Source organism: Malikia granosa (genome assembly GCF_002980595.1).
In the GTDB taxonomy this organism is placed as follows: Bacteria; Pseudomonadota; Gammaproteobacteria; order Burkholderiales; family Burkholderiaceae_C; genus Malikia; species Malikia granosa.
Genome location: NZ_PVLQ01000056.1, coordinates 1 through 26,051, shown reverse-complemented (window position 1 = coordinate 26,051; position 26,051 = coordinate 1). Strand labels below are relative to the sequence as shown.

Here is a 26,051-nt window from a genome sequence, read left to right as displayed (position 1 = left end):
GCACCTTGAAATCACTCGTCTGCAGAGCTGAGCCGTTCCAAGGAGATGATGCGAGCGCGCGCAACGATTTCCGCCAGACGCTCAAGCAGATCGTCGAGCAGAATCGCGAGGTGTGCCAGTCGCTGACGGAGCATCTCGACGGACTGCAGTTTACGCCTGTAATGGAGCAGATGCGTGCCCGCACACTGGAAGAGCGCAGAGCAACCTACGCGGACTGCCGGATCAAAGACCAGCTCACTTGGTATGCGAAGAAGGCTGCGTTCAACCGTCGGATGTCGCGGTATTTCTTCTGGGCGTTGATCGGGGTGAATACGATCGCCGTGGTCTGCGCGGTGCTGCGTATGGTGTACGTAGACCAACCGTTTTGGCCCACGGACGTGTTCGTTGCGATGGCGGCCAGCGTCTTGAGTTGGATGCAGGCAAAGAGATTCTCTGAACTGGCGGCCTCCTACGCGCTCGCAGCCCACGAGATTGGCCTTATCAAAGAACAATCGCTGCTTCCCGATACCCCCGAAAAGTTCTCGCTATTTGTGGGTGACGCTGAGAATGCTTTCTCTCGCGAGCACACGCAGTGGGTCGCTCGAAAGGACGTTTAACCAACTGAGGCGGCAACTCAAGGCTGAGTGCGGTCGCTCGGCCCCACGGGCAATTGCCAATGTACGATGGGTCTTTCAGAGGCGCATGAATGAGTATATTGAGCATCCGGCAGCTCCAGTTTGCTACGGCCCGGTGAGTCCCAGCGCCGGCACAAAAGCAGGATTTATAACGTAGGTAATTCCGTTGCGAACCATCTGGTCGTGATGCCCCTTCATCACCTTCATTTGATAGGGCACCTCGAAAAACCTCCGCCTCGCCCGCCTTTGGTAAAATTACGACGCCCTGAACCCCGCAGCCTGCACCGATGAAACCGCGTAGCGCCATCAAGACCGACCTGTTCGCTGACGAACACCACCGCAAGAAGATCGACGCGCTGGGCGACCCGCTGGCCGAGATCGAGTCGCACATCGACTTTGCGTCGTTGGCGGCCGAGGTGGATAAGGTTGCGCCGCGCCCGGTAAGCGCGCAGGGCGGGCGTCCGCCGTACCCGACCGAGACGATGGTGCGGATCCTGGTGCTCAAGCGTCTGTACAACCTGTCCGACGAGCAGATGGAGTACCAGTTGCTCGACCGGATGAGCTACAAGCGCTTCTGCGGACTGGCGAACGCGACCCACGTCCCGGACCGCACCACGGGACCTTCGAGAACCGGATCGGTGAAGCGGGCGCCAAGGCGCTCTTTGACGGTGTCTCGGCGCAGCTGCTCAGGAAGGGTTTCATCGCACGCGGCGGTCAAATCATCGACGCCACCTTGGTCCCCGCCCCCAAGCAGCACAACAGTCGGGGTGAGAAGGCGCTGATCGAGCACGGTGCGATGCCCGCCGACTGGAGGCCTGCGAAACGGCGCCAGAAGGACCTCGACGCGACCTGGACGAAGAAGCACGGCACGAGCCACTTCGGCTACAAGCTCTCGATCAACGTCGACAAGAAATACAAGATCATTCGCCGAATCAAGACCGACACGGCGAGTACGCACGACAGCCAGCACTTTGACAACGTCTTCGATGCGGGCAACACGAGTCGGGACGTCTATGCCGACCGGGGCTACCCGTCCGAGGGGCGTGAAGCCTGGCTGAAGGAGAACGGCTTCCGGAATCAGATCCAGAGGAAGGGCAAACGCAACAAGCCGCTGACCGAGTGCCAGCAGCGGCGTAACCAGCGCATCGCCAAAACGCGCGCCCGGGTCGAGCACGTGTTCGGCGCCCTCGAGCAGATGGGTGGCAAGTTGCTGCGCACCATCGGCCAGGCGCGGGCGAGCTTCGCGATGACGATGATGGCCGCCTGCTACAACCTGAAGCGGCTGGTCTACTTCCGGAAGGCCGGAATCGAGGCCTTCTGACGCCCGAAATGGGCCGAATCGCCGATGCCTGGGGCGAGTCGAGGCAAAAACGGGGCAACTCCGCCGAGAAACACGGTGGGTTGCCAGAGAAATTGAGGCGAATTCGGTCGCGGTCATCATGGCGCGGCGGGATTCACTGAAAGCCTCGGGTTATTCGAGGTGTCCAAACATCCCTCGGTGGTACAACCGCCCGATCCTGACGCCGACCTCGTACCCGATGAACAACCAGATCGAAGCCCTCTTCACCACCGCACTTGGCCTGCAGCCGCCTTGGCATGTCGCCAAGGTCGAGCTCAACACGGGCAGGCGCCGGATCGACTTCGAGGTCGAGCACACCGGCCATCGTGCCGCGTGTCCGGTGTGTGGCGCCGAGCACCAGCTGATCCACGACCGCGTGCGCCGCAGTTGGCGTCACCTGGATTTCTTTCAGTTCGAAGCGTGGCTGCATGCCGAGATCCCGCGCGTGCAGTGCGACGGCTGCGGCAAGACCACGCAGCTGCCGGTGCCGTGGGCGCGTGAGGGGAGTGGTTTTACCTTGCTGTTCGAGGCACTGAGCCTGTCGCTGTGCCGGGAGATGCCGGTGCGCCAGGCCGCCAACCAGTTGCGGGTCGCGCCCAAGCGCCTGTGGCGTCGGGTGCGCCATTACGTCGAGGTCGCCCGTGCCAGGGACGATATGTCGGGCGTGCGCTACGTCGGGATCGACGAGACCAGCGTCAAGCGCGGGCACGCGTACATCACCGTCGTGCATGACCTTGAAGCCAAGCGTCTGCTGTTTGCCACCCCGGGCCGCGATCACGCCACGTTGCAGGACTTTGCCCAGGACATGCGCGCACACGGCGGCAACCCGCTGGCCATCAAGCATGCCTGCATCGACATGAGCGCGGCCTACGCCAAGGGGATCGGCAAGTCGCTGCCCAATGCCCAGATCAGCTACGACCGCTTTCATGTCGTGGCGCTGGCCAACGCAGCGATGGACGAGGTGCGTCGCGAAGAAATGCGCAGCTCGGCGGTCGCGGTTCGCGAAGCGGTCGGCGCGCAGAGCAAGAAGACGCTGCGTCAGCTGCTGTGGGGCATGCGCAAGAACCCGGTGAGCTGGACCCGCGCCCAGTTCGAGGCGATGCACTGGCTGCAACGCTCGAACCTGAAGAGCGCGCGGGCCTGGCGCCTGAAGCAGGCACTGCAGCTGGTCTATCGCGATGCAGCCGCGAGCAACAGCGAGGAGATCGCGCAAGGGGCAATGAGCAAATGGCTGAGCTGGGCGCGCCGCAGCCGCCTGGAGCCCTTCAAACGGCTGGCCCTCACCCTGAAGGAGCACTTCGGTGGCGTCGTGCGCGGCATGCTCGACGGACGCAGCAACGCCTACGTCGAGGCGATGAACGGCCTGCTTCAACAGACGAAGACCGCCGCCCGAGGCTTCCGCAACATCGAGAACTTCATCGCCATGGCCTACCTGCGCATGTCCAAGCTCAAGCATCTACCGCAGAACCCCTTGGTGCCGGCCATCGCCCGCGACTACGGGCGCTACCGTCATGTTTGTTGAGGAGTCAATTTCCACGGGAAACGGCATAGAGCCCTTTCTTATTGGTTGTCCTGGTTCACTTATCGAACTCGGGTGCTTGGTCGGCGTCAGTACTCCACACGAGCAATCAGTCCCGTGCCGACGAATAACAACAGGACGGCCCATGTGGAGTCGAGGAAGGAATCGACCGGCATCAGAATTTCCTTCCTACAGTGATCGTTCCGTAGACCGGGATTTCGTTTTGTCCCCGGAATTCGCGTGTGCGGTGGTAGCGGGCTATCGAGATGCGCCAATTGCCCTGGGTAATCGCGACGCCGTAGCCGACATCCGCCACGAGTGACCGTTTATCCACGCTATGGCTGGACTTGAAGGTATTGCCGTCCAACGTGATGTCGTGCAGAACCCAGCGAGCGTCTAGCGCCACGAAGAGGTGGGCGTTCCAGTTGCCGCCAGCGGTCGTGCGCACGGGCGCGGTGTTTTCTCCGGCAGGCCGCAGCGGTGCCGTGCCTAAATCATCCGGCAGGCGCAGGCCATAGCGCAGTTCTCCACCGACATTCGCGTAGGTGGCGAAATTGCCGAAGCTGCCGCCCCAGTGGCGGGTCAGATCCCAGCCCCAACCGCTGACGTTTTCTTGCCTGAAGACTCGCGTTCGGCGTTCGTGCAGCAACTGCAGCACAGGCTCGTCGCGCAGTTGGTGTCGCCAGCCATTGAATTTGTCGACGCCGATGGTGTCATGCCACCAGTTCTGGGTTTGCCTGGCCAAGGAGGAGGGGCCCACAACACCGACGCGGATTTGTGAGGTGCGCAGCGTATCGCCGCGCCGCGCGTTGTAGCCAAAGCTCAACATCATTGCGCCGGCGAAAGGGCGGTCGTCTTTGATCAGATCGCTGCGCGTTTTGTCGCTGGGGGTGTACATCATCTGCCCGAAGCCGATGGTCATGTTCTGTTCGTCAAAACCCTCGGGTTGCAGCACCGTGAGAAAACGATTCAGCCCACGGACGAGACGGGGTAGGCAAGGGTCATCGCGATAGTCCACAAGGTTGGGGGAGACCCAGCTGACGAGAAATCCATTGGAGTAGCCTTGATCTTGTCCAATGCCGCCGAACATGTCGTTGTCGATCCGCAGATTGAGCGTTCCCGTTGAGCGCAGCGGGTTGTCCTGGTGGCAGGACTGGGCCTGTGCGGAGGCGCTCAGCAATAGCAGCAGCAAGGAGGCTGCGACTTCCAGCCTCCATTCAGCGGGGTCGGCGGACTGAACTTTCGTCACGCTGGCGTGCCCCCCTGCCCAGGGGTTGCAGTCACAATGACCGATTGGGACTGGCGCACCAGCATCACCGGGACTGGTGCGATGCGAGCGAGCTGCTCTGCATCGCTTCCCATCAGCAGCCTGTCCACGCCCCGGCGTCCGTGGGTACCCAACACCACCAACTCGCATTGAGTAGTCAGTGCCTGCTGAGCGATGAGCACCGAGACGCGCTCGCCGTTACTTTCCAGAAGGACGGTCTCAACCACCAGGCCTCCCTGCCTCAGCCGCAGCGCCGCCTCGTCCAGCAGCTTCTGCCCGGCCGCCAGGAAGCCCGGCCTCACTTCTTCAATATAGATCCTCGGCCTCTCGAAGCCGTTGCTGTGCTTCATCTCCTCGATGACGTGCAGCAAGACGATGGTTGCGCCATTCAGGCGTGCCAGCACCGCAGCGTGGTGGAGCGCCAAATCGGCAGTAGGACTTCCGTCGAGCGGAACCAGGATTCTTGAGTACATGAATGTCTCCAGTTATCAGAGTAAAACGGGGTGACGAACAGATATTGCGTATACCGTGTCGCAATAGCGGACGCGGTATGCGCTTATTCAGTTGCGTACATATTCCCCTGGGGCGTCGCAAACAGTGGGGTATCCACTGGATTCAGCACCTATGAGCGGAGGCGCAACAACATCACCGGAACGCTCTCGCAGCCACGCCGACCATGCGGGCCACCAGGAATCCGGATGCGTCTGCATCGTCGCTTGCCACTCATCCGGCGCCATGTATCCATCACCGGCCGCGCGGGTATGGATTTGATATTGGCGCTTACCTCGGCCGGGCTCGCTCACGATGCCGCCGTTGTGTCCTCCAGTGGTCAGCACGAAAGTCAGCTCGGCCGAAGACAGGAGATGCAGCTTGTAAACCGAGCGCCAAGGCGCAATATGATCCGAGGCAGTGCCGACGCAAAACACCGGCACAGCGATGTCTCCCACTGAAACGGGGCGACCCGTGACGGGATAACGCCCCGCGCTGAGATCGTTATTCAGGTAAAGGCGTCGGAGATACTGCGAATGCATCTTCGCGGGCAGGCGAGTCCCATCGGCATTCCAAGCCATCAGGTCGGTCATTGGCCGGCGATCGCCCAATAGGTATTCGTCAATCATGCGAGACCATATGAGATCGTAGGAGCGCAGTAGCTGAAAAGCTCCGCTCATCTGGTCGGAGGTCAAATAACCGGTTTGAGCCATGCTGGCTTCCAACAGCGCCACTTGACTCTCGTTGATGAAAAGACTCAGCTCGCCCGGTTCGCTGAAGTCCGTCTGTGCGGCAAGCAGGCTTACCGACACCAGCCGCGTATCGCCATCACGCGCCATGGCTGAAGCACCAATGGCCAGTAGCGTTCCGCCCAGGCAATAACCAGCCGCGTGGACTCCATGCCCGGGGACAACGGAAGTCACAGCGTCCAGCGCTGCATGCAGGCCGAACTCCAGGTACTCATCCATGCCCAAATCTCGATCCTCAGCATCCGGATTTCTCCAGGAGATGCAAAAAACCGTATGCCCTTGCGCAACCAGATACCGTATCAGCGAGTTATGCGGTGACAGATCCAGTACGTAGTACTTCATGATCCAGGCAGGAATGATCATGATCGGTTCGGGATGGACTTTCTCGGTAGTGGGCGTGTACTGAATCAGTTCGATCAGTCGATTTCTCAGAACGACTTTTCCTTCCGTGACCGCTACGTCGCGCCCAACGACGAAGTTCTCCGTTCCCGCGGGAGGCTGGCCGGATAGTTGCCGACGCAAGTCGTCGAGAAAGTTGGACGTCCCCCGCGCTAGATTGGCGCCTTGCTCTGCGATGGTTCTTTTCAGGACAACGGGGTTGAAAACCGCAGCGTGGGCGGGCGAAAGCATTTCCAGCCACTGTTTGGCGCCAAACGCCAGCAGGCGTTGGTGTTTCGGATCCACTCCCCACACCCCCTGCGTGGCCTGCTCCCACCATTTGGTCTGATTGACGAATGAACTGCGGAAAAGGTCGTAGGGCCATTGATCCCATGCAGAATCGTTGAAGCGGCGGTCATTGACAGGTGACCGGTCAGGAGCGGTGGCTCCCCGGTTCGGGTTGGCCCGATTCTTCTTCAATACGGCCATCCATTGCTCGGACAGGGAGGCTGCAAACGCCAAAAGCTCGGCTTGCTTGCCAGGACTGTTTGCTAAATGGCTCGCCCAGTCCACCCACGCGAGCAACGATGTCTCCGGCGAAATAGACGACCAAGCCTGTGCCCAAGCGACATGGGCATCCCCATCCAACTTCGGATTGATGGCTGAGTCGATATTGCCGTTCTTTTTATTCGTCAAAGCGTATTACCTCTATTTCTGCACAAGTAGAAAGAGCCCCTTGCTTGAAAACGGGAGTCGATTGCGATTTCCTGGGCGACGACGCCTCGCCAGCGCGTCAGCGATGTATCCATCTGCCAGCTCGCTCCGCTGTTTCGCTTCGCCTAACCGGCCATCAGGCTGATTACCAGTGCGTTCGCAATATCGATGACGAACCCACATACCAGGGGCACCACAATGAACGCCTCGCGTGCCGCACCATGCTCCCGAGTCACCGCCGTCATGTTGGCGATGGCAGTGGCGGTAGATCCCAGCGCAATACCGCCGAAACCCGCGCACACCACGGCGGCTTGGTAATCCTTGCCCATTGCCCGAAAAACAATCAGCAAAACGAATGCGATGACCAGGGCAATCTGCACCAGCATCGCCGCCGTGATGAAGGCAAGCACGGGCTGCAGCTCCCAGAGCCTGAGTCCCATCAGCGCCATGGTCAGAAACAGGCCCAGTGAGATATCGGAGACCAGGGCAATGCCTGGCTGCATGCTCGGCCAGTTCCATAGACGTCCGCCCCCACTCGGCCTCATCCAGTCGGCCACCATGCGCAGGAGAATCCCGGCCAGCAGGCAGCCCACAAAGGCGGGCAGCGTGACGGGGGTACGCGCTACCAAGGCATTGATTCCGTATCCCAGCATCAAGGCCAAGTTGAGCCAGAGCAATGCCAGCAGCACGCCGTAGTAGTCCAGGCGGGCATGCTGCTCATTGCTGTGCAGCGTGCCAATTTCCAGGGCGCTGTCTCCGGCTTGAAGCCGATGCCTGCGCATGAGCAGGCTTGCGATCGGGCCGCCGATGGTGCAGGCCGCGATCAGGCCGATCATGTTCGCTGCCAATCCCAGTTCCTGCGCTTGCGCAATGCCGAGGTTTTGAACGAAGTGATCGGACCAGGCCAAGGTGGTGCCCACGCCTCCGGTCAGGGAAATCGATCCCACCATCAGCCCGGCGCGCGGATCCAGGCCGAAGGCGCGTGCCATCTCCATCCCGGCCAGGTTCTGCAGCACCATGAACCCGATGGCCAACCCCGACAGGATCAGCAAGGGCCGCCCACCATGGCGCAGCGTGCGGGCGTCGGTACCCAGGCCAATGGCCGCAAAGAAGTACAGCAGCAGCGCGTCACGCGCTTCGAGATCGAAACTGACGACGATCCCCGCACCGTAGTACAGGGCGAAGACAACCAGGGCGCAGGCCAGGCCGCCCACCAGGGATTCCGGGATGCTGTATCGACGCAAGATGCCCCAACGCGCAACCAGGCCCTTGCCCACGAACAACAGCACGATGGCGAGCGTGAATCCATGGAAGGCATCGATCGTCATCGCGCCTTCTCCCTGTCCAGGCAGGACAGTGCGTGGCTGGCGGCTATCCACTCTTCGTTGGCGGGCTCGACCGCCACGATGACCTGGCTGTGGTCGCTGGAAATCTTCGCCGCGTGGCGGGCGTTGGCGTCGGTATCCAGGGCAATGCCCAGAAAGCCCAGCGCCGCACAGATGCGCTCGCGGATGAACGCATTGTGTTCACCGACACCCGCCGTGAACACCAACATGTCCAGACCGCCCAGCACGGCGACCAGGGCCCCGATCTCGCGCACGATGCGTCGCACGTAAAGGGCCAGTGCCAAGCGCGCTCGCTCCCCCGTTTCGCCTGCATCGTTCTCGTGCCCGACAATGACGCGCGGCTCGGCCGAGATTCCCGAAACGCCGAGCAGGCCGGACTCGTGATAGAGGACGCGCCCCACTTGCTCTAGTGAGAGCTTCTCGACTTCCATCAGGTAGAGCACCGCACCCGGATCGAGCGCGCCGGTGCGGGTGCCCATCATCAGGCCGTCAAGCGCGGAGAAGCCCATGGTGGTGGCCACGCTTTTGAGTCCTTGCATGGCGCACAGACTGGCGCCACTGCCCAAGTGGGCAACGACGGTGCGCCCGCACGCGGCGTCGCCATGGCGTTCGGGCAAGGCCACTGCCATGTACTCATACGACAGGCCGTGAAACCCGTACCGACGCAGACCGCGCTCCCATGCGGCATAGGGCAACGGCAGGATCTTCTCGACCTGGGGCAAAGTGTGGTGGAAGGCCGTGTCGAAGCAAGCCATCTGTGGCAGATCTGGCTGCTCCCGCAGCAGGATCTCCACGGCTTCGAGCGCGAATGGCTGGTGCAGCGGGGCCAGAGGAATGTAGCCCTTGAGGTCGGCCAGGACATTTGCGTCCAGGCGCACGGGCATGGAGTATTTGCTGCCGCCGTGGACGATACGGTGGGCGACCGTACCTACGTGGCGGCCGTCGAGCCGCCGGCTGACACGATCGCGGATGAGGCGCAGTGCGGCGCGATACGGATGTGCCGTGTCCAGTTCGATCGAGAACGGCGCAACTCCGGTCTCTCCGAAATCCGGGTTGGCGCCGCCGATTCCCTGCACCTTGCCATTCCACAATGCCTGACGCGGCAGTGGCGCGGCCGAGGAATCGAACACCGCAAACTTGATGCTGGATGAACCGCAGTTCAGCACAAGGATCAGTCCGTGTTCGCGGCGCCCGGAGCGGGCCATGGTGACGTCCATCAGGTCGTCCTCTCTGCGCGCCGTCCGCGCGACTTCGCCGAGGTGTGCGGGGGTGTCTGCTGTCTCATCGTCTTCAGACTCAGCGCGCCGTGTAGCCGCCATCGGCGATGAGCTGGGTGCCCACAAGGAAGCTGCTTCCTTCCGACAGCAAAAACGCCACGGCATGGGCGATTTCGTCCGATGTACCCAGACGACCGATCGGATGCAGGTCAACGGCCTTCTGGAGGGCCGATTCATCCAGGAAATCCAGGATGGGCGTACGCACGTAACCGGGATGAATCGAATTGATCCGGATTCCCTTGGACGCATAGGCCAGTCCTGCCGAGCGGGTCAGCCCGGTCACGCCATGTTTGGCTGCGACGTACGCAGGGTTCGCTGCGTCGCCCACCACCCCCAGGATGGAGGAGACGTTGACGATGGCGCCGCCTCCCGAGCGCAGGATGGCGGGAATCTGATGGCGCAGGCCATAGAACACGCCGTTCAGGTTGACATCGATCACCCGGCGCCAGGCGGCAGGGTCCAGTTCTCCCGCCGGGCTCTGGTCGCCACCGATACCGGCGTTGTTGACGGCAAAATGAAGGTCGCCGAACGTATCGACCGCGCAGGCCACGGCAGCCTGGACCTCATCGATGCATGCCACGTCGGCCACGTTGGCCACGGCGTGGCCGCCCTCGGCGTTGATGAGGCTGGTGACGCGCTGCGCATTGTCGGCGCTGACATCGGAGACGACGACATTCAGGCCGTTGCTTGCAAGCAGCCGGGCAATGGCCTCGCCAATGCCAGACCCTGCACCGGTGACCAGGGCTACGCGGCCAGAGAATGAGTACTGCATGGTGTTTCCTCCAAAGGGGTGGATTAAAAAGAGGGGGTTAATAAGTTGCCGATAAGTCGGCTCAAGGGGGTGACAGCCGATAGTGGTGGGCCAGCATCAGTGCGATCGCGCATGAGGCGATGCGTGTATCACGCGAGTCGGCGCGGCTGGTCAGAATGACTGGCACCTTGGCTCCAAGAACGATCCCGGCGCTGGCTGCGCCGCCCATGAAGATCAACTGCTTGGCAAGCATGTTGCCGCTCTCCAGGTCAGGCACGACGAGGATGTCAGCTTGCCCGGCGACCTCGGAAACGATCCCCTTGATACGCGCAGCGGCGATGGAGACGGCGTTGTCGAAGGCCAGCGGCCCGTCGAGCAGGCCGCCAGTGATCTGGCCGCGATCGGCCATCTTGCACAGCGCCGCAGCGTCCAGCGTGGCCGCCATCGTCGGGCTGACCGTCTCGACCGCGGCCAGGATCGCGACCTTGGGTTCGCGCACGCCGATCACCTGTGCCAGCTCGATGGCGTTGCGGATGATGTCTGCCTTCTGTTCCAGAGTCGGGGCGATATTGATCGCTGCATCGGTGACGATGAACGGGCGCGGATAGGCCGGTGTCTGCAACAGGAAGCAATGGCTGACCCGGCGCTTGGTGCGCAACCCCGCTGCTGCCGAAACCAGCGCGGACATCAGTTCGTCGGTGTGCAGGCTCCCTTTCATCAGGGCTTCGACTTCACCTGCGGCTGCCAAGGCGACGGCTTGCTGCGCAGCGGCGTGGCTGTGCGGGACGTCCACAATGGCGACGTCGGCCAGATCCAGCCCGGCCTCGGTGGCGACTGCTTCGAGCCGCCCTCGTGGCCCGACCAGCACCGGCTCGATCAACCCCGCGTGGCGCGCTTCGAGCGCAGCGGACAGGCTGGGGACATCGCAGGGGTGGGCGACGGCTACCCGAATCGGTTGCAAGTGCGCGACATGCGCCAGCAGGTGCTGCAGGCCTGTGCGGCCCTGCGCATCCGGATGGATTTCCGGCAACGCCGTGCGCGTTCTTTCAATGCGCTCAGTGGGCGCTACGACCTCTACCTGGCCCTGGAAAACCGCCACCCCCTCCTGGCTGGTGCAGGTGCAGTCCAGCGTGACGTGATGGGTGGCCGTGTCTTTGCTGCTCACCTGCATCTGCACGGTCAGCCTGTCGCCGGGCCGAACGGCTCCGAGCAAGCGCAGGTTCTGGCTGACATATTGGGTTCCAGGCCCCGGCAGGCGTGTTCCCAGCACAGCCGAGATCAGGACGTTTGCACAAATGGCCTCCGTGGTGTCCCGCGAGGGCGAAGACACCGAAGATTCCGGATCCACATCGCCCGATTGCAGCGCGAACATGTGGATGTCTTGCGGCGAAAACGCGCGTTCGAGGCTGGCGCTGTCGCCGATGGCGATCTCGTCGAAGGTGCGGTTGCGCAGAACCTGCAATGCGTCGGCGGCGCCATCGACCGGTGCGGAGGACGTCGTCATTTGCCTTTCCCTCGCCGTGTTTGACTTGTCCGCGGGGCGGCTGGCGTCTTGGACACAGTTTTCTGCGTAGCAGTTTTCTTCTGAGGCGCCTTAGGCTTTGGAGAGGATGTCTTGGAGGTCGTGTTTATGGCCGGAGCGGAGGTGTCACTGGCGGAGCTCGGCATGGCTGGCGCCGCATTCGCATCCTCGACCGCAGCGGATGTGCCACTGGCAGAGCGTGGCATGGCGGTTGTCGACTTCGCGTCCACGACCGTAGCGGAGGTATCAGTGGCGGGACTTATCACGGCGGGCGCCGAAGCCGCCTGCGCTTGGCGCTCGGCCTGCTCGAACAAGGTAGAAACCTGTTCCAGCCTGGTTTGTTCTTGTGCGGACAGCACACCGCCGCTGCCAATCACTTGCACGATCATTCCCGCCACCTGGCGGATGTCATCAGGCGCTATGCCGTTGAGCAATCCGGGGATGGCGGACACCGTGGCGTCCTCGTCGAGCCTCATGAGCAAAGCCTGCCGACGAACGAGGTGGCGAAAGGCCTGCATGTCGAAGTCGCTGCCCAGGCGGGGACGCACCAGTTGCTCTGCGTGCCGGAAGTGCCGCCCGTCGGCCTCGCCACGCGCCGCGAGCACGAAGAACAGTGCCCGTATGACGGCTTCGGCGAGCCCGCCGCTGTGAATATCCGCTTCGAGCCGTGTCAACTCTTGCGCCAGATACTGGCGATGCTCGGGCGTCTCGCTGGGATGGGGTCGCGGCGGTGCATCGTCGTGCAGGCTCTGTCCAGTCATGGCCTGCACCAGCGGCAGGCTGTACAGCGTGTCAAACGCCTGTGCGTAGATCTGGTCGCGGCAATCACGGAATTGATCCAGCATCTGTTCGACGGCGGTGGAAAACTGCGCCTGCAGTTGCAGGAAAGGGTTGGCCTCGGAGACGGGCTGACGATGGTCGCGCACGTGTTGCGCAGCCTCATGTACTGCGGCGGCGAGCGGATGCCTGTCAGACCACAATTCATAGCCCATGCGCAGCGGATGCAGCGGCTCCAGCCACTTCGCACCCTGGTCCGTGACCAGGGCACGCATCCATGGCTGCACGAAGCTGCGGTAGCAAGCCAGGTTGACCTCGGAGATCCGCGCAACGGCGGCGAACCGGCGATCGTTCTCAGGGTCGGGACGGACGATCTCACGGACTTCATCGATGTTGCTGCGCTGGATCCGAGTCAGGTAGGCGTTCCCGGTCGGCTCGCCTTCCTGCGACCCGTCGGGATTTTCATCGACCAGCATGCGGTGGATACCGGCCGGCAGCACGTCGATGACGTCGATGTTGGCGGCGAACTCCTGGTGCTCTTTACGCCCGACGCTGCCGGAGACGAAGATACCCAGATGCCCGATGCTGTCATGGGTGGCGTAGACGATGGTCTGGTCATGCCCCATCACGTCCAGATCGTTGCGGTACAGATCGGTGATCCAGCCCAGGGCCTGGGGCGGTGGCGTGATGTTGTCCCCATAGGAGCAGAACACCACGATCGGCGAGCGAATATTGCGCAGGTCGATGCGCACGCCATCAGACGTCACCAGCTGCGCCGTACTCAGTTTGTTGCCGATGAACAGGTTATCGACGATGTACTGTATTTCCACATCGTTCAGGAACACGTGGCCGCCCCAGTACTTCTCGAATTGCAGGTGGCGCGGGCCTTCCGTGTCGACCTTGGCGTACAGGTTGTACTGTTTGCTCCACAGCGTATTGGCCGGGTCCAGGTTCTCGAAGTTCTGTACCAGCCAGGCGCCGTCGAACCGACCGGCGCCCAGATCGCCGGTCAATGCCGTCAACCAACTACCGCCGGTCAGGCCGCCTGCATAGCGCATCGGCATGTCGCCCGCCCAGTACGACAGCGGCGCGCCGGCGACGATGATCGGTCCGAACAGTTCGGGCCAGACGGCAGCTGCCATCAGGATCTGCCAGCCCGCCTGGCAATTGCCGATGACCGCGGGCTTGCCGCGGCTGTCGGGGTGCAGCTCGCCGACCTTGCGCACGAAGGCCGCTTCGGCACGCATGACATCCTCGACGGTCTGGCCGGGAACGGGATCGGGCAGAAAGCCAACGAAGTAGCAGGGATGGCCTGCCTTCAGAGCAGCACCGACCTCGCTGTCGGGTTTGAAACCGCCGATGCCCGGGCCATGGCCCGCGCGGGGATCGACCACCACGAACGGCCGCTTCTTGGGATCGGCCGGCGCGTCGGCTGGCGGCAGGATGCGCACGAGGCCATAGTTGACTGGCCGCGGAAGCTCCAGCCCGGACATGATGACCTCTGAGGCGAAGTCGAGTACGTTCGGCGTCTGCTCCTGCAAATGCTCCTGGTACTGGTTGCCGCGTTGGCGGCGAACGTCGGCATACAGAATGGACCGCTGCCAGGCATCCACTGCATACTCGTTTGCCATCGCCGATAGTCGCAACGGGTCCCACAGCAACTGCCCCCAAGCGGCCGTTGGTGATGTCGTGGTGTCTTGATTCATGGCGATGGGCACTCCGTCTATGATGAAACTGAAAAATTGAATGAAAAGGGGCCGCAGGCACATCGTCTTGCCGGCCCTTCCTCACTCAGTACATGTGCTGGCCACCATTCATCGACACGTTGCTGCCGGTCATGAACCCCGCAGACTCACTGGCGATGAATGCAACCAGTGCGGCGATTTCCTCAGGCCGTCCCAGACGACCCACGGGAATACCGGCAACCACCTGCTTGACCACTTCCTCCGACATGCTCGTCACCATCTTCGTATCCAGATACCCCGGCGAGACGGTGTTGACCGTCACGCCCTTGCGCGCCACCTCCTGCGCGAGGGCTTTGGTGAATCCATGCATCCCGGCTTTCGCGGCGGAGTAGTTGGTTTGGCCGAACTGCCCCTTCGAGCCGTTGATGGAGGAGATGTTGATGATCCTGCCCCAGCCCCTTTCGAGCATGCCGTCAATGAATGGCCGAGTGACGTTGAATACAGAATCGAGATTGACGCGCAGGACCGCATCCCAATCGGCGTAGCTCAGCTTGCGGAACGTAGCATCACGCGTGATGCCCGCGTTGTTGACCAGAATGTCGATGTGGTGACCGTCTGCTTGAATGAGGCCGGCCAGCTCCTGGCAGGAGGCATGGTCGGCCACATCCGCGCCGTAGGCGATGAAGTTGTAACCTTCACCCGCCTGGGCTTCCAACCACGCGCCGATGCTGGCATTGCCTGGCGAGTGGACGACGATCACGGTATGGCCAGCATCGTGTAAGGCCCGGGCGATGGCCTCGCCCAGGCCACCGTTGCCGCCCGTGACCAGGGCGGTGCGTTGTTCAGCCGGCATTGCGGCCACCGGTCTTGCCCGGTGCCTCCTTGTCCTGTGCCGAGGCCCACACGGCTCCCCACTGTTTGAAAATATCCTGGAACGGGAGTACCGCATCGCCCTGGCCTACGGCCTGCGTAACCGATTTCTGCCAGTCTTGAATGGCTTTTTGCAGGCCTTGGGTGAAGGTTGTCTGGTTCTTGATCGCGACTTGTGTCAGCGCCTGCGCGCCGCCCACGTGGTGCTGAAACTGACGCCAGAAGGTTTGTGCGGGCAGCGTGGCCAGTTCCTGCCAGTTCTCCGCCTTAAGCAGGCTTTCGATTTCCGCGCCGGACTCGGCAATGCCGTCTTTGCCCGCGCGCGCGGCGTTCTCCAGCCATTGCTGGCCGTTTTCCTGCATCAGGCGTTGGAGGCGCAGCTGCAGTTCCAGGTTCGCCTTGAACAGGTTGGGAGGGATGGTTTCATTGCTCATGGTCAAACTCCTTACTGGGTTGAGTGCCCAATCGGGCGGTCAGACGATCAGGCCATCTGGCCGATCGTTTTGCGAAAGCGTGCTAACGACAGGAAAAACAGCACCGTGCCGATCAGGGCCAGCGCCAGGAAGGGCTGCCACACCGTCTCCAGCCCCGCGCCCCGATAAAGGATGGCCTGGCTCAGTTCCACGAAATGGGTGGTGGGTGCGACCAGCATGATGTTCTGCACGATCTCGGGCATGCTTTCGCGTGGCGTAGTGCCACCCGACAGCATCTGCAGCGGCATGATGGTGAGCATCATCAACATGCCAAACTGCGGCATGTTGCGCGCCAGCGTGGCGATGAAGATGCCCATCGACGTAGTGGCGAACAGACTGAGCGCTGCACCGGCGAAGAACAGCGCGATGGAGCCCTCGATGGGCACGCCCAGGACGCCGCGCACCATGAGGGTGAGCGACAGGAAGGAGGCGATCAGCACGACCAGGGCCATCGACCAGACCTTGGAGAGCATGATCTGGGCGGGAGTCACGGGCATCACCAGCAGGTGTTCGATGGTGCCGTGCTCGCGCTCGCGGATCAGTGCTGCGCCGGTCAGGATGATGGACAGCAGCGTGATGTGGTTGATGATCTGCACCACCGAGCCGAACCAAGCCTTGTCGAGGGCGGGGTTGAAGCGTGCGCGCAAGGCCAGATCCACAGGTGGCACGGTGGCGCCGCGATAACGTTTGACGAACTCATTGACTTCGCCGGTGAAGATCTGCTGTATATAGCCACTGCCGGTGAAGGCCTGGCTCATGCGGGTGGCGTCGACATTGAGCTGCACGGCAGGCGATCGCCCCGCCAGCACGTCGCGCTGGAAGTTGGGCGGAATGACCAGAGCGAAGGTGTACAGCCCCGCGTCCATGCCCGGGTCCACGTCCCTATAGTCGATCATGGCCGGCTGGGTGAACTGCGGGGGGTAGAAGGCCGAGGCAACCCGCTGGGACAGCGCCGAATTATCCTCGTCGACGATGGCGATGGGCGCGTTGTGCAGCGTCTCCGGCATGGACGTGGCCTTGGTGTAGACCGACGCGGTGAACACATAGACGATGAGTACGAGCATCATCGGATCACGCCAAAGGCTCCACAGCTCCTTGACACCGAGGTCGTAGATGTTGGCAACGTTTCTTCCGCTCATCTCAGCGCTCCTGCTTCTTGAGTAGCAAAACGGCCGCACCGAGAATCACCGGAACCGACAGCAGCATCGACCACAACGGCCCCGCCAGATCGGCCAGGCCGAGCGCTTTGCTGAACACGCCACGGCTGATGGAGATCATGTGCGTGGCGGGGTAGATCTCGCCGATGAACTTGCTGGAGCCTTCGAGCGAGGACACTGGATCGATCAGGCCGGCGAACTGGGTGGCCGGAATCAGGGTGCCGATCATGGCGAAGAACATGGCCGCGATCTGGCTGCGCGTGACGGCCGAGGCGAGCAGCCCCATGCCTGTCGCGGCGAAGGAGAAGATCAGCGCGGCCAGCGCCAGGGTCAAGAAGCTGCCCTTGACCGGCACACCGAAGATGGTGACCGCGAGCAGGCTCATCAGCAGGAAGTTCACCATGGCCAGACCGACATAGGGCAGTTGCTTGCCAAGCAGGAACTCGATGCGCGTCACCGGCGTCACGTACAGATTGGTGATCGACCCGGTTTCTTTCTCGCGCACCACCGCCAGCGCAGTCAGCATGGCCGGCAGCATGAGCAGCAGCAGAGGGATCACCGCCGGCACCATGGCTGGCAGACTCTTGACATCGGGGTTGTAGCGAAAGCGCGTCTCGACGCTCGCATTGCCTGCTGCGCTGGCGCCGCCGCGCTCGCTGGCCTGTACCAGCAGCCAGTGCTGGTGCATGCCCTGAACGTAGCCCTGCACGGTTTCGGCGCGCTGCGGCATGGCGCCGTCGAGCCACGCACCGATCTGCACGTTCTGGCCCCGCAACACATCGCGGGCAAAGCCAGCGGGGATTTCGATGGCCAATGACAGTTCGCCGCTGCGCATGCGCCGGTCGAGATCCTCGTAATCGACGATAGGCGGGTGCTCTGTGAAGTAGCGCGAGCCGGCCAGGTTCAGCGTGTAGCTTTGGCTGAGCGTGGTTTGGTCGCGATCGAGCACCGCATAGCTCAGGTCCTCGACGTCCAAGGTGATGCCGAAGCCGATCGCGAACATCAGGAGCAGCGAACCGCCCAGCGCCAGGGTGGCGCGCACCGGATCGCGCTGCAGTTCCAGTGCTTCGCGCCACAGATAGCTGAGCATGCGGCGCAGGCTGAAGCCTTCAGCGTTGTGCCCGATGTGCTCAGTGTGTGTCGCTGGCGTCTGAATCGCCGTATTGGCGGCCTCGGTGGGGCCGGCGGGAGCGACCGTGCCGCCCTCCGCCTCGATGAGGTAGCCGATGAAGGCCTCTTCGAGGGTTTTAGCGCCGCGCTTCTCGACCAGCTTGGCGGGCACGTCGCTGTCGAGCACCTTGCCCGCATGCATCATTGACATGCGGTCGCAGCGTTCGGCCTCGTTCATGAAGTGGGTGGAAATGAAGACCGTCACCCGGTCGCGACGTGACAGCTCGATGAGCAGCCGCCAGAATGCATCGCGCGCTACTGGATCGACCCCGGAGGTCGGCTCGTCCAGAATCAACAGTTCGGGCTTGTGCACCATGGCGACTGCCAGCGACAGGCGCTGGCGTATGCCCAGAGGCAGGCTGGCCGGCAAGCTGTCGATGACTTCCACCAGGCCGAAGCGCTCCACCATCTCTTCGACGCGGCCCGGAATGTCCTTCGGGGGCACGCTGAACAGCTTGGCGTGCAACTCCAGGTTCTGGCGTACCGTGATTTCGCTGTAGAGCGAGAATGCCTGCGACATGTAGCCGACGCGGCGGCGGGTGTCCAAGTCATGCGGGTCCACCTCATGACCGAACAGCCAGGCTCGTCCCTCGCTCGCCGGCAGTAGCCCGGTGAGCATCTTCATCGTCGTAGACTTGCCGCAGCCGTTGGAGCCGAGGAAGCCGAAGATTTCACCGCGCCGGATGCGGAAGGACACGCTGTCGACGGCGACGAAGTCGCCAAAGCGCATGGTCAGCCCTTTGGCCTCGATGGCGATGTCGTCGGCGCCGTCTTCCGGCAAGGGAGGAATGACCACCGGTTTGTGCCCGCGCTTTTTCTCTTCTGGGAGCAGGCGGATGAACGCCTCTTCCAGGTTCGGGCTGCCTGTTCTTTCCAGCAATTCCTTCGGTGTGCCGGTGGCGAGAACCTTGCCGTCGTCGATGGCGGCGAGCCAGTCGAAGCGCTGCGCCTCGTCCATGTAGGCGGTGGCCACGATCACGCTCATGCCGGGGCGGTCGGCGCGGATGCGTTCGATCAGATCCCAGAACTGTGCGCGCGCCAGCGGATCCACGCCGGTCGTCGGTTCATCGAGAATCAGGAAATCCGGGTCGTGAATCAGCGCGCAGCACAAGCCCAGCTTCTGCTTCATGCCCCCGGAGAGCTTGCCTGCCGGACGTGCCAGGAATTTGAACAGGCCCGTGGCCTGGGTCAGCTCATCGATGCGCTGGCGGCGCTCGGGCGCGTCATGGCCGAACAGCCGCGCGAAGAATTGCAGATTCTCCTCGACCGAGAGCGTCGGATACAGGTTCTTGCCCAACCCCTGCGGCATGTAGGCGATGCGCGGGCACACCAGCTTGCGGTGGGCCTTGCTGGCCATGTCGCCACCGAGCACCTCGACCGTGCCTTCCTGGATGATGCGCACACCGGCCAGCAACGAGAGCAGGCTGGACTTACCCACGCCGTCGGGGCCGATCAGACCGACCATCCGTCCAGCGGGGATGTCCAGGTCAATGCCATCCAAGGCAATGACGTCGCGGTAGCGCAGTCTTACCTGGCGGACACTTGCAACGGTCGCGAGCTGCGCGCTGTGGCTCATACCTTACTCCGGCACACGAACGGAGAGGTTCTGAGGCCACTCGGCCTTGGCGTCGAGCTTGACCCAGGCTACGCCGGGCAGACCGGTCTTGACCTGGTTCAGGTGCTCACGCAGCAGCTCCTGCGAGATCTGTGCGCGCACGCGAAACATCAGCTTTTGTCGCTCACTGGCGGTTTCCACCGTCTTGGGGGTGAACTGCGCTGCGCTGGCGACGAAGGAAACGGTGGCTGGAATCACATACTCGGGCGCGGCATCCAGAATGATGCGAACCTCCGAACCCAGCGCAACGCGGCCGGCCACGGTTTCGGGCAGGAAGAAGGTGATGTACACGTCCGACAGATCAAGGAGGTTCAAGACACGTCCGCCCGCTCCAAGCACCTCGCCGGGTTGCGCGACACGCACCTGAACCCGTCCGTCGCGCGGAGACCGCAGTTCGCTGTCGCGGATGTCGGCTTCGATGCGGCTGATACTGGCCGTAGCGGCGGACACGCTGGACTGCGCGCCGACAAGCTGCGCCCTGGCGGCTTCGACCGCGGCGCGGGCAGCGGCGGCCTGTGCCTTGCTGGCCGCGAGGGTCGCCTGGGCGCCCCGTACGCGCGCCCGGTCATCGTCCAGTTCCTGGATCGAGGCGGCTCCCTCACTCGACAGCGTGCTGGAGCGTGTCAGGCGCCGTTGCGCGGCGTCCAGTTCCGACTCGCGCTGACCAACCAGAGCCAAGGCGGCAGTCACGTCGGCTTCACGCAGCGCCACCTGTGCCTGCGCCGCGGTCACCGAATGCTCAGCCTGCTGACGCATGGCCAGGGCCTCGTCGCGCTGCGCTTCCAGCGTTTCCAGCCGCATCTTGGCCAGTGGCTGGCCGGCTGTGACGAAATCGCCTTCACGCACCAGGATGTCTTCGATGCGGCCGGGAAGCTTGGTGGCCACGTCGATCTCGGTGGCTTCGATGCGGCCATTGCCGTTGACGAATCCTTCGCCCGGGCCGCTGTCGGTAAACCTCGTCCAGCTCCACCAGGCCAGCGCGGCAACAACCGCTGCAGCGAAAGCGACCAGGAGTTTTTTCTTGAGAGAGGGGGAGACAGTCATGGGTTCGGCGTGCCTTAACGGGTTGATGGGGTGGAAGCGGGAGTCGAGGCCGCACCCTGTGCCTCGCCGGCTGCGGCGAGGGTGCCGCCGCCGAGCGCGGCATACAGCGCCACCTGGCTGGACAGCAGCGCGCGGCGCGCCTGTACCAGTTGTTGCTGGGCTCCCAGCAGATCGCGTTGGGCATCCAGCACTTCCAAGAAGGCGGCCGAGCCGTTGTCGTAGCGCAACTTGGCCAGGCGTGCGCGTTCGCTTTGCGCTTCCAGGTTGGCTCTCTGGATCGTCAACTGCTCAGCCAGCCAGTGCTTTGCGCTCAGCGCATCGGCCACCTCGCGGAAGGCCGATTGAATGGTTTTTTCGTATCCGGCGACGGCGATGTCGCGGCGCACTTCGCTCAGCTCCAGATTGGCGCGGCGGCGCCCGCCATCGAAGATGGGCAGCGACAGGGTGGGCATGAAGGTCCAGGCGCGACTGCCGGAATCGAACAAGCCATTCAAGTCGGAGCTGGCCGTGCCGAAGCTGCCGGTCAGCGCAATGCGCGGCAAGAACGCCGCGCGGGCCGCGCCGATGTGGGCATTGCTGGCACGCAATTGGTGTTCGGCGGAAATGATGTCCGGGCGACTGACCAGCAGCTCCGAAGGCAGACCGGCCCGCAGCTCAGCCAGAACCGTCGTTTCATCGAAGGGTGCCTTGGCGGGCAGCGGGCCGGGATCAGCGCCTACCAGCAGTGCCAGGGCGTGCAGTTGCGTGGTGCGAGCTTGCTCAAGCTGCGTCAGCAGCGCCTGAGCTTGGTTCAGCAGGGTCTGGACCTGTGTGAGATCCAGCTTCGAGGTCGAGCCGACTTCGACGCGGCGCCGGAAAATGCGATAGGACTCCTCGCGGGTGGTCACGGTTTGCCGTGCGATCGCCACGCGTTCGTCGATCTCGCGCAGGCCAAGATAGCCGTCCGCCACCTGGGCGATCAGCGCCAAATGGACGGCCTGGCGAGCCGCGTCGGAAGCCAGCCAAGTTTGCAGGGCGGCGTCTTCCAGGTTGCGGATCCGACCCCACAGATCCAGTTCCCAGGTGGTCAAACCCACCTCGGCCCGGTACTCGCCGCCCACCTGCGATCGGCCCGACATGTTCAGGTCGCCAGGGACGCGCGCGCGTCCACCTTGGGCGCCCACGCCCATGGCAGGAAAACGATCCGAGCGCTGAATGCGGAATGTGGCGCTGGCTTCCTCGACGCGCAGCGCGGCCACGCGCAGGTCGCGGTTGTTTTCCAGCGCGGTCTCGATGAGGCGTTGCAGCAGGGGGTCGGTGAAGTACGCCTGCCAGGCAAGCTCTCCCGCGTGGGCGCCGTCGGTGCCTGATCCAAGATGCGCGGGCCAGGCTTCGGGCACGGGCAATGGCGGGGTGTCTGGCGCCGGAGCGAGCGACATGCAGCCGGTCAAGACGACGGCGCTCAGGGCCAACGAGGCAGCGCGCAATCTGAACGCAGGAAACAACGGGGAAGTTGGGAGCATGGTCACGTTCCGTACAGGTATCGGGCTGAAGAGGGTCTGGTCGCAGAGGAGGGAATGGCTGCCACCCGCGCAATGCGGGGTTCGTGGCTGGTGTCCGCAGGCCCTACTTTCTTGCTTGCAAGTGCTGTCAAGCCCACTTCATCTCCTTGTTGATATGTGCATCCCCGTGTTCCCCGGCTGGTTGATAGGGCGCTCTTCCTGTGTCGTAACCCGATGTGCCAGGTTCACTCGCGCCCTGTGTTGATCTGCATTGTGAAATCTGAAAACAAACGACTGGACGATTATTTTCAATTATACGTTACAATCCAAGAACCGCAATCAGCGGGCTCGTCGGTCATTGACGCAGGTCAATTCGAGCTGCCGGCTTGGGTTCAAGGAAGGCCCTGATTCTTGGTAGAGCCGGTGACAGGCCCATGGGAACACCCCTCAGATCTTTGAACAGAGCCTTTGAATGCCACCCAAGAAAGATGACGCGCCAGACAACAAGCGCCGCTACCTGTCCTCTGCCGCCAGGAAAGAGGAAATACTCGACGCGGCCCTGGTCGAATTCGCGGATCGGACATACAACGCAGTGTCGATGGAGCGCCTGGCGGAATGCGCGGGCTTGTCCAAGGCTGGCATCTATGCCCACTTCAAAAGCAAGGAAGAAATTTTTCACGCCTTGCTCGAACGTACGACGAAGCAGATTTGTGATTTCCAGGGCTGGCTCCCGGATGAGGATCTGACGTTGCCAGAGCTGGTAGATGTCTACCTGGATCGCCTGTACGCGACCTTCAGCTCCCCTGCCACGATGTCGATCTACCGGCTGCTTCTGGCCGAAAGCGCCAGAACACCAGAGCTGGTGCAGCGTTGGCACAACGAAGTTGCGCACGGACTGAAAGAGCGGGCGCAGACCATCATCCACCGCAACATACGCCGAGGCGTCATTCGCCCAGGCGTCTTGACCGAACACTTCTTCCCGTTGGCGCTCGCGCCCGCAGTGCTGTGGCTGAGTTCCTCGATGCTGTCCAAGGGCAGTCCTTCCATCTCGCTGGTGCAGTTACGGGATGCGCACCGGCAACTGTTGCTTGAGCTTTTGCAGCCTCAATGAGCGGAGTGATGCACATAGTCCTGCGCGCCCTTGCAGGCTTGGCGATCGGCTTTGTGGTACTGCTGCTGACTGTGTGGGGTGCGCTGGCTCTGTGGCATCAGATGCCGGGACCTTCGGTGGTGCGATGGTTCGTCATTGCCATGTGGTCTACGTTGGGTGTGACCGTTGTCTTGTCGCGGGCGGGCTTGCTTGGGCGGCGCAATCGCAACATCGCCGGATTCGCATTTGTGATCGCAGCCGCCTCCCTGCTCATGTGGTGGGGGACGCTGCAGCCGTCACACCAGCGTGTATGGGCTGACGATGTCGCCCAGTTGCTGGAGGCCAGGATCGACGGCAACCATGTTCACCTGAATAATGTGCGCAACTTCCAGTGGCGCAGCGAAACCGACTACACCCCGCAGTGGGAGAGCCGCACATACGACCTGGATCGTCTGCGCAGCGCCGACTTGGTGCTTTCCTACTGGATGGGGCCGCACATCGCCCACACCCTGGTGTCGTTCGGCTTCGATGGCGGTGAACGCGTGGTGTTCTCGCTGGAAATTCGCAAGGAACGCCATGAGTCCTTCTCGGCGGTAGGAGGATTCTTCCGTCAGTTCGAGCAGATCCTGGTAGCCGCCGATGAGCGAGACATTGTGCGTACGCGCAGCAACGCGCGAGGCGAAGATGTTTATCTCTATCGCTTGCAGATGAATCAGGCGAGTGCCCGCGCGTTGTTTCTGGAGTTTCTGAACGCGGCCAATGAACTGCGGCAGAAACCGCGCTTTTACAACACGTTAACCAGTAACTGCACGACCATCGTATTCGAGCTGGCCCGGGTCATTGCGCCCGCATTGCCAATGGACTATCGCCTGCTGCTGTCTGGATATTTTGCGCGGTACGTCTACGACATGCATGGATTGACGCCTGGCTATCGTTACGATGAATTGCAGGCACTGGGGCATATCAACGAACGTGCCCTTGCTTCCGATGTGTCAGAGGATGACTTCTCGATGTCGATTCGACAAGGCGTGCCAGGCATCCCTGCCAACGAGGTGAATCCATGAGGTTCCCGCAGGCCTGCCTTCTCATTACATGCGCCGCTCTTGCTCCGCTGCTGCTGGGGGGCTGCTCGATCCTGCGCGAGTTCGGCCCAGTGGTTGAAGTTCATACGCTACCTGCCAGGGAGGCCATCGAACTCAAGCGCGGCGACATCCTGACACGTGGCAAGCTCAGCGATGCGACTGTCCAGACCATCAGGGTGGCGGCATTGGATGAGCAGGCATGCGCAAAGCCGATCTCCTCGGAGTGCGCGGAGGCCTTGGCTACCGTGACGGGGGTTGCCACGGATAGACGCCTGGCTGCACTGTCCGAACTATGGCTGGCGCAGGCTCAGGCCATGAAGCCCGGTTCAGCGCAGCAAGCCGCCTGGCTTGAGACGATTCGCTATGCCTATGCTTATCTGTTCCTTGGTGACCATACTCCGGGAGAGCGGGCCTTCGAGGATCGCCAGACCCAAGTGCGGGATTGGTATAACTATGCCGTCGAGCATGCGGCCACCGGCATGTTCGAAGTTCGGCAACAAATGCCGACGCAGTTGCCCGACCAGACCAGTTGGAACATTGCAGGCTGGGAACTGAAGCTGGATATGCGCGGCGCGCGCTTACCGGGCACTACGGCGGTGCCAGCCGAACTCCTGCCAGCCTCGTCCCTGTCTTTCCGTGGATTGCGTAGCCTCTACCGGCGCGACGGCTTTGGCGCCGAGCTTGTGGCGGTCATTCCGGACGAGTCCCTGAGCGCCGTCCCAACTCGGGGTGGTCGCCCAGCGGCAAAACATGATCAGCAACCGCTGCCCTGGAGCGAGATGCCCGCGCCGTCCATGACGGTTCTGCTGCATCCCGACGGAGACAACTTGGACAGTGTGCTGCATGCTCGTACAGCCCGTCTGACGGTGCATGACCCCTATGTGGAATCGGCCATTATGCTGCGCGGCCAACGTGTGCCGCTGGCGGCCAATTTCACGGCCGGCTATGGCGTATGGCTGGCCCGTGCCAATTTCAACCGCCAGTCGCTGCGCAGCCTGCTCGGGCGCGAGGGTGGCATCGACCGCCCGCACGTCTACTTGATGCAGCCCTACGATCCGAACAGGCGGATCATCGTCATGCTGCACGGACTGGCCAGCAGCCCTGAAGCCTGGGTGGAACTCGCCAACGAAATCCTGGGCGATGAGGCCCTGCGCCAGCATTACCAGATCTGGCAGGTCTACTACCCGACCAACATGCCAGTCGCGTTGAACCACGCCATGATTCGCAGGGCGCTCGGGGAGACGCTGACGCATTTCGACCCATCCGGCCAAGCGCCGGCGTCGTCCGACCTCGTGCTGGTGGGGCATAGCATGGGCGGGGTCATCGCGCGGTTGATGGTGTCGTCAACCGATCAATCGCTGGTGCAATTGGCTGCGGATCACAGTCGGTTGACGCCGCAGCAGATCAGGCGCATTGATCCCATGTTGCGCTTCGAGCCCTTCCCGAATGTCAGCAGTGCCATCTTCATCGCGGCGCCTCATCGGGGCACATCGGTCGCGGGTGGACGCCTGGGGCGCTGGATGGCGGGATTTATCCGCTTTCCCATTACGGTGCTCGAAGAACTCGCCCACACGCTGGTGCCCGATGCGGCTGCCAGCAGCCATGAAAGCCTGGGGCATATCCCGAGTGATTTCAAGGTGTC

19 protein-coding genes and 1 pseudogene are annotated in these 26,051 nt (G+C 62.6%); 6 read left to right on the top strand and 14 right to left on the bottom strand.

What is annotated here, in order from left to right:
* From C6P64_RS18005 to C6P64_RS13425, 3 genes and pseudogenes are all read left to right on the top strand, one after another.
* Nucleotides 1–596 (top strand): SLATT domain-containing protein (locus tag C6P64_RS18005; protein WP_146115928.1); only part of this gene is annotated, 596 nt, incomplete at its 5' end.
* A gap of 305 nt (nt 597–901) precedes the next feature.
* Nucleotides 902–1,935 (top strand): annotated as a pseudogene (locus tag C6P64_RS13430) (IS5 family transposase).
* A gap of 217 nt (nt 1,936–2,152) precedes the next feature.
* Nucleotides 2,153–3,475 (top strand): ISL3 family transposase, encoded by a 1,323-nt coding sequence (locus C6P64_RS13425; RefSeq protein ID WP_105749064.1) that lies wholly within the window; start codon nt 2,153–2,155, stop codon nt 3,473–3,475.
* A 172-nt stretch (nt 3,476–3,647) separates the two neighbouring features.
* Here the strand turns inward: C6P64_RS13425 and C6P64_RS13420 are convergent, their stop codons facing one another.
* The 14 genes from C6P64_RS13420 to C6P64_RS13355 all read right to left on the bottom strand — a co-directional run bounded on the left by C6P64_RS13420 (nt 3,648) and on the right by C6P64_RS13355 (nt 22,258).
* Nucleotides 3,648–4,721, bottom strand: coding sequence for a lipid A deacylase LpxR family protein (locus C6P64_RS13420; RefSeq protein ID WP_105749063.1), 1,074 nt, complete (start codon nt 4,719–4,721; stop codon nt 3,648–3,650).
* Nucleotides 4,718–5,212, bottom strand: coding sequence for a universal stress protein (locus tag C6P64_RS13415; protein ID WP_003050031.1), 495 nt, complete (start codon nt 5,210–5,212; stop codon nt 4,718–4,720). The genes C6P64_RS13420 and C6P64_RS13415 overlap by 4 nt, the downstream gene beginning before the upstream one ends.
* Nucleotides 5,213–5,299: 87 nt before the next feature.
* Nucleotides 5,300–7,051 carry a PHA/PHB synthase family protein gene (locus C6P64_RS13410; RefSeq protein WP_105749062.1) on the bottom strand — a complete coding sequence of 584 codons (1,752 nt, stop codon included), beginning with the start codon at nt 7,049–7,051 and terminating at the stop codon, nt 5,300–5,302.
* 143 nt (nt 7,052–7,194) lie between these two features.
* Complete coding sequence (gene gltS / locus C6P64_RS13405; protein ID WP_068679683.1) at nt 7,195–8,397, bottom strand: sodium/glutamate symporter; 1,203 nt, start codon at nt 8,395–8,397, stop codon at nt 7,195–7,197.
* Entirely contained in the window at nt 8,394–9,632 is a 1,239-nt protein-coding gene (locus C6P64_RS13400; RefSeq protein ID WP_105749067.1) for an acetate/propionate family kinase, read from the bottom strand. The genes gltS and C6P64_RS13400 overlap by 4 nt, the downstream gene beginning before the upstream one ends.
* A 79-nt stretch (nt 9,633–9,711) precedes the next feature.
* Nucleotides 9,712–10,464: an SDR family NAD(P)-dependent oxidoreductase gene (locus tag C6P64_RS13395; RefSeq protein WP_054667835.1), complete on the bottom strand. Its 753-nt coding sequence runs from the start codon at nt 10,462–10,464 to the stop codon at nt 9,712–9,714.
* 61 nt (nt 10,465–10,525) lie between these two features.
* Entirely contained in the window at nt 10,526–11,947 is a 1,422-nt protein-coding gene (locus C6P64_RS13390; protein WP_105749061.1) for a bifunctional enoyl-CoA hydratase/phosphate acetyltransferase, read from the bottom strand.
* The gene (locus C6P64_RS13385) at nt 11,944–14,448 is read right to left on the bottom strand and encodes a DUF3141 domain-containing protein (RefSeq protein WP_105749066.1); all 2,505 of its coding nucleotides are present in this window, start codon (nt 14,446–14,448) and stop codon (nt 11,944–11,946) included. The genes C6P64_RS13390 and C6P64_RS13385 overlap by 4 nt, the downstream gene beginning before the upstream one ends.
* Nucleotides 14,449–14,533: 85 nt before the next feature.
* Entirely contained in the window at nt 14,534–15,280 is a 747-nt protein-coding gene (phbB, locus tag C6P64_RS13380; RefSeq protein WP_105749060.1) for an acetoacetyl-CoA reductase, read from the bottom strand.
* Entirely contained in the window at nt 15,270–15,731 is a 462-nt protein-coding gene (locus C6P64_RS13375; RefSeq protein WP_003296526.1) for a phasin family protein, read from the bottom strand. The genes phbB and C6P64_RS13375 overlap by 11 nt, the downstream gene beginning before the upstream one ends.
* A 47-nt stretch (nt 15,732–15,778) precedes the next feature.
* The gene (locus C6P64_RS13370) at nt 15,779–16,909 is read right to left on the bottom strand and encodes an ABC transporter permease (protein ID WP_105749059.1); all 1,131 of its coding nucleotides are present in this window, start codon (nt 16,907–16,909) and stop codon (nt 15,779–15,781) included.
* 1 nt (nt 16,910) lies between these two features.
* Nucleotides 16,911–19,673 (bottom strand): ribosome-associated ATPase/putative transporter RbbA, encoded by a 2,763-nt coding sequence (rbbA, locus tag C6P64_RS13365; RefSeq protein WP_105749058.1) that lies wholly within the window; start codon nt 19,671–19,673, stop codon nt 16,911–16,913.
* 3 nt (nt 19,674–19,676) lie between these two features.
* The gene (locus C6P64_RS13360; protein ID WP_054667827.1) at nt 19,677–20,756 is read right to left on the bottom strand and encodes an HlyD family secretion protein; all 1,080 of its coding nucleotides are present in this window, start codon (nt 20,754–20,756) and stop codon (nt 19,677–19,679) included.
* 14 nt (nt 20,757–20,770) lie between these two features.
* Nucleotides 20,771–22,258 carry an efflux transporter outer membrane subunit gene (locus tag C6P64_RS13355; RefSeq protein WP_054667826.1) on the bottom strand — a complete coding sequence of 496 codons (1,488 nt, stop codon included), beginning with the start codon at nt 22,256–22,258 and terminating at the stop codon, nt 20,771–20,773.
* 451 nt (nt 22,259–22,709) lie between these two features.
* Here C6P64_RS13355 and C6P64_RS13350 point away from each other — a divergent pair, with 451 nt between their 5' ends.
* The 3 genes from C6P64_RS13350 to C6P64_RS13340 form a co-directional block, all read left to right on the top strand.
* Nucleotides 22,710–23,348 carry a TetR/AcrR family transcriptional regulator gene (locus C6P64_RS13350; protein ID WP_087747803.1) on the top strand — a complete coding sequence of 213 codons (639 nt, stop codon included), beginning with the start codon at nt 22,710–22,712 and terminating at the stop codon, nt 23,346–23,348.
* A gap of 8 nt (nt 23,349–23,356) precedes the next feature.
* Entirely contained in the window at nt 23,357–24,391 is a 1,035-nt protein-coding gene (locus tag C6P64_RS13345; RefSeq protein ID WP_068679670.1) for an Lnb N-terminal periplasmic domain-containing protein, read from the top strand.
* A partial coding sequence (locus C6P64_RS13340; protein ID WP_105749065.1) for an esterase/lipase family protein occupies nt 24,388–26,051 on the top strand: 1,664 nt, incomplete at its 3' end. The genes C6P64_RS13345 and C6P64_RS13340, both read left to right, overlap by 4 nt.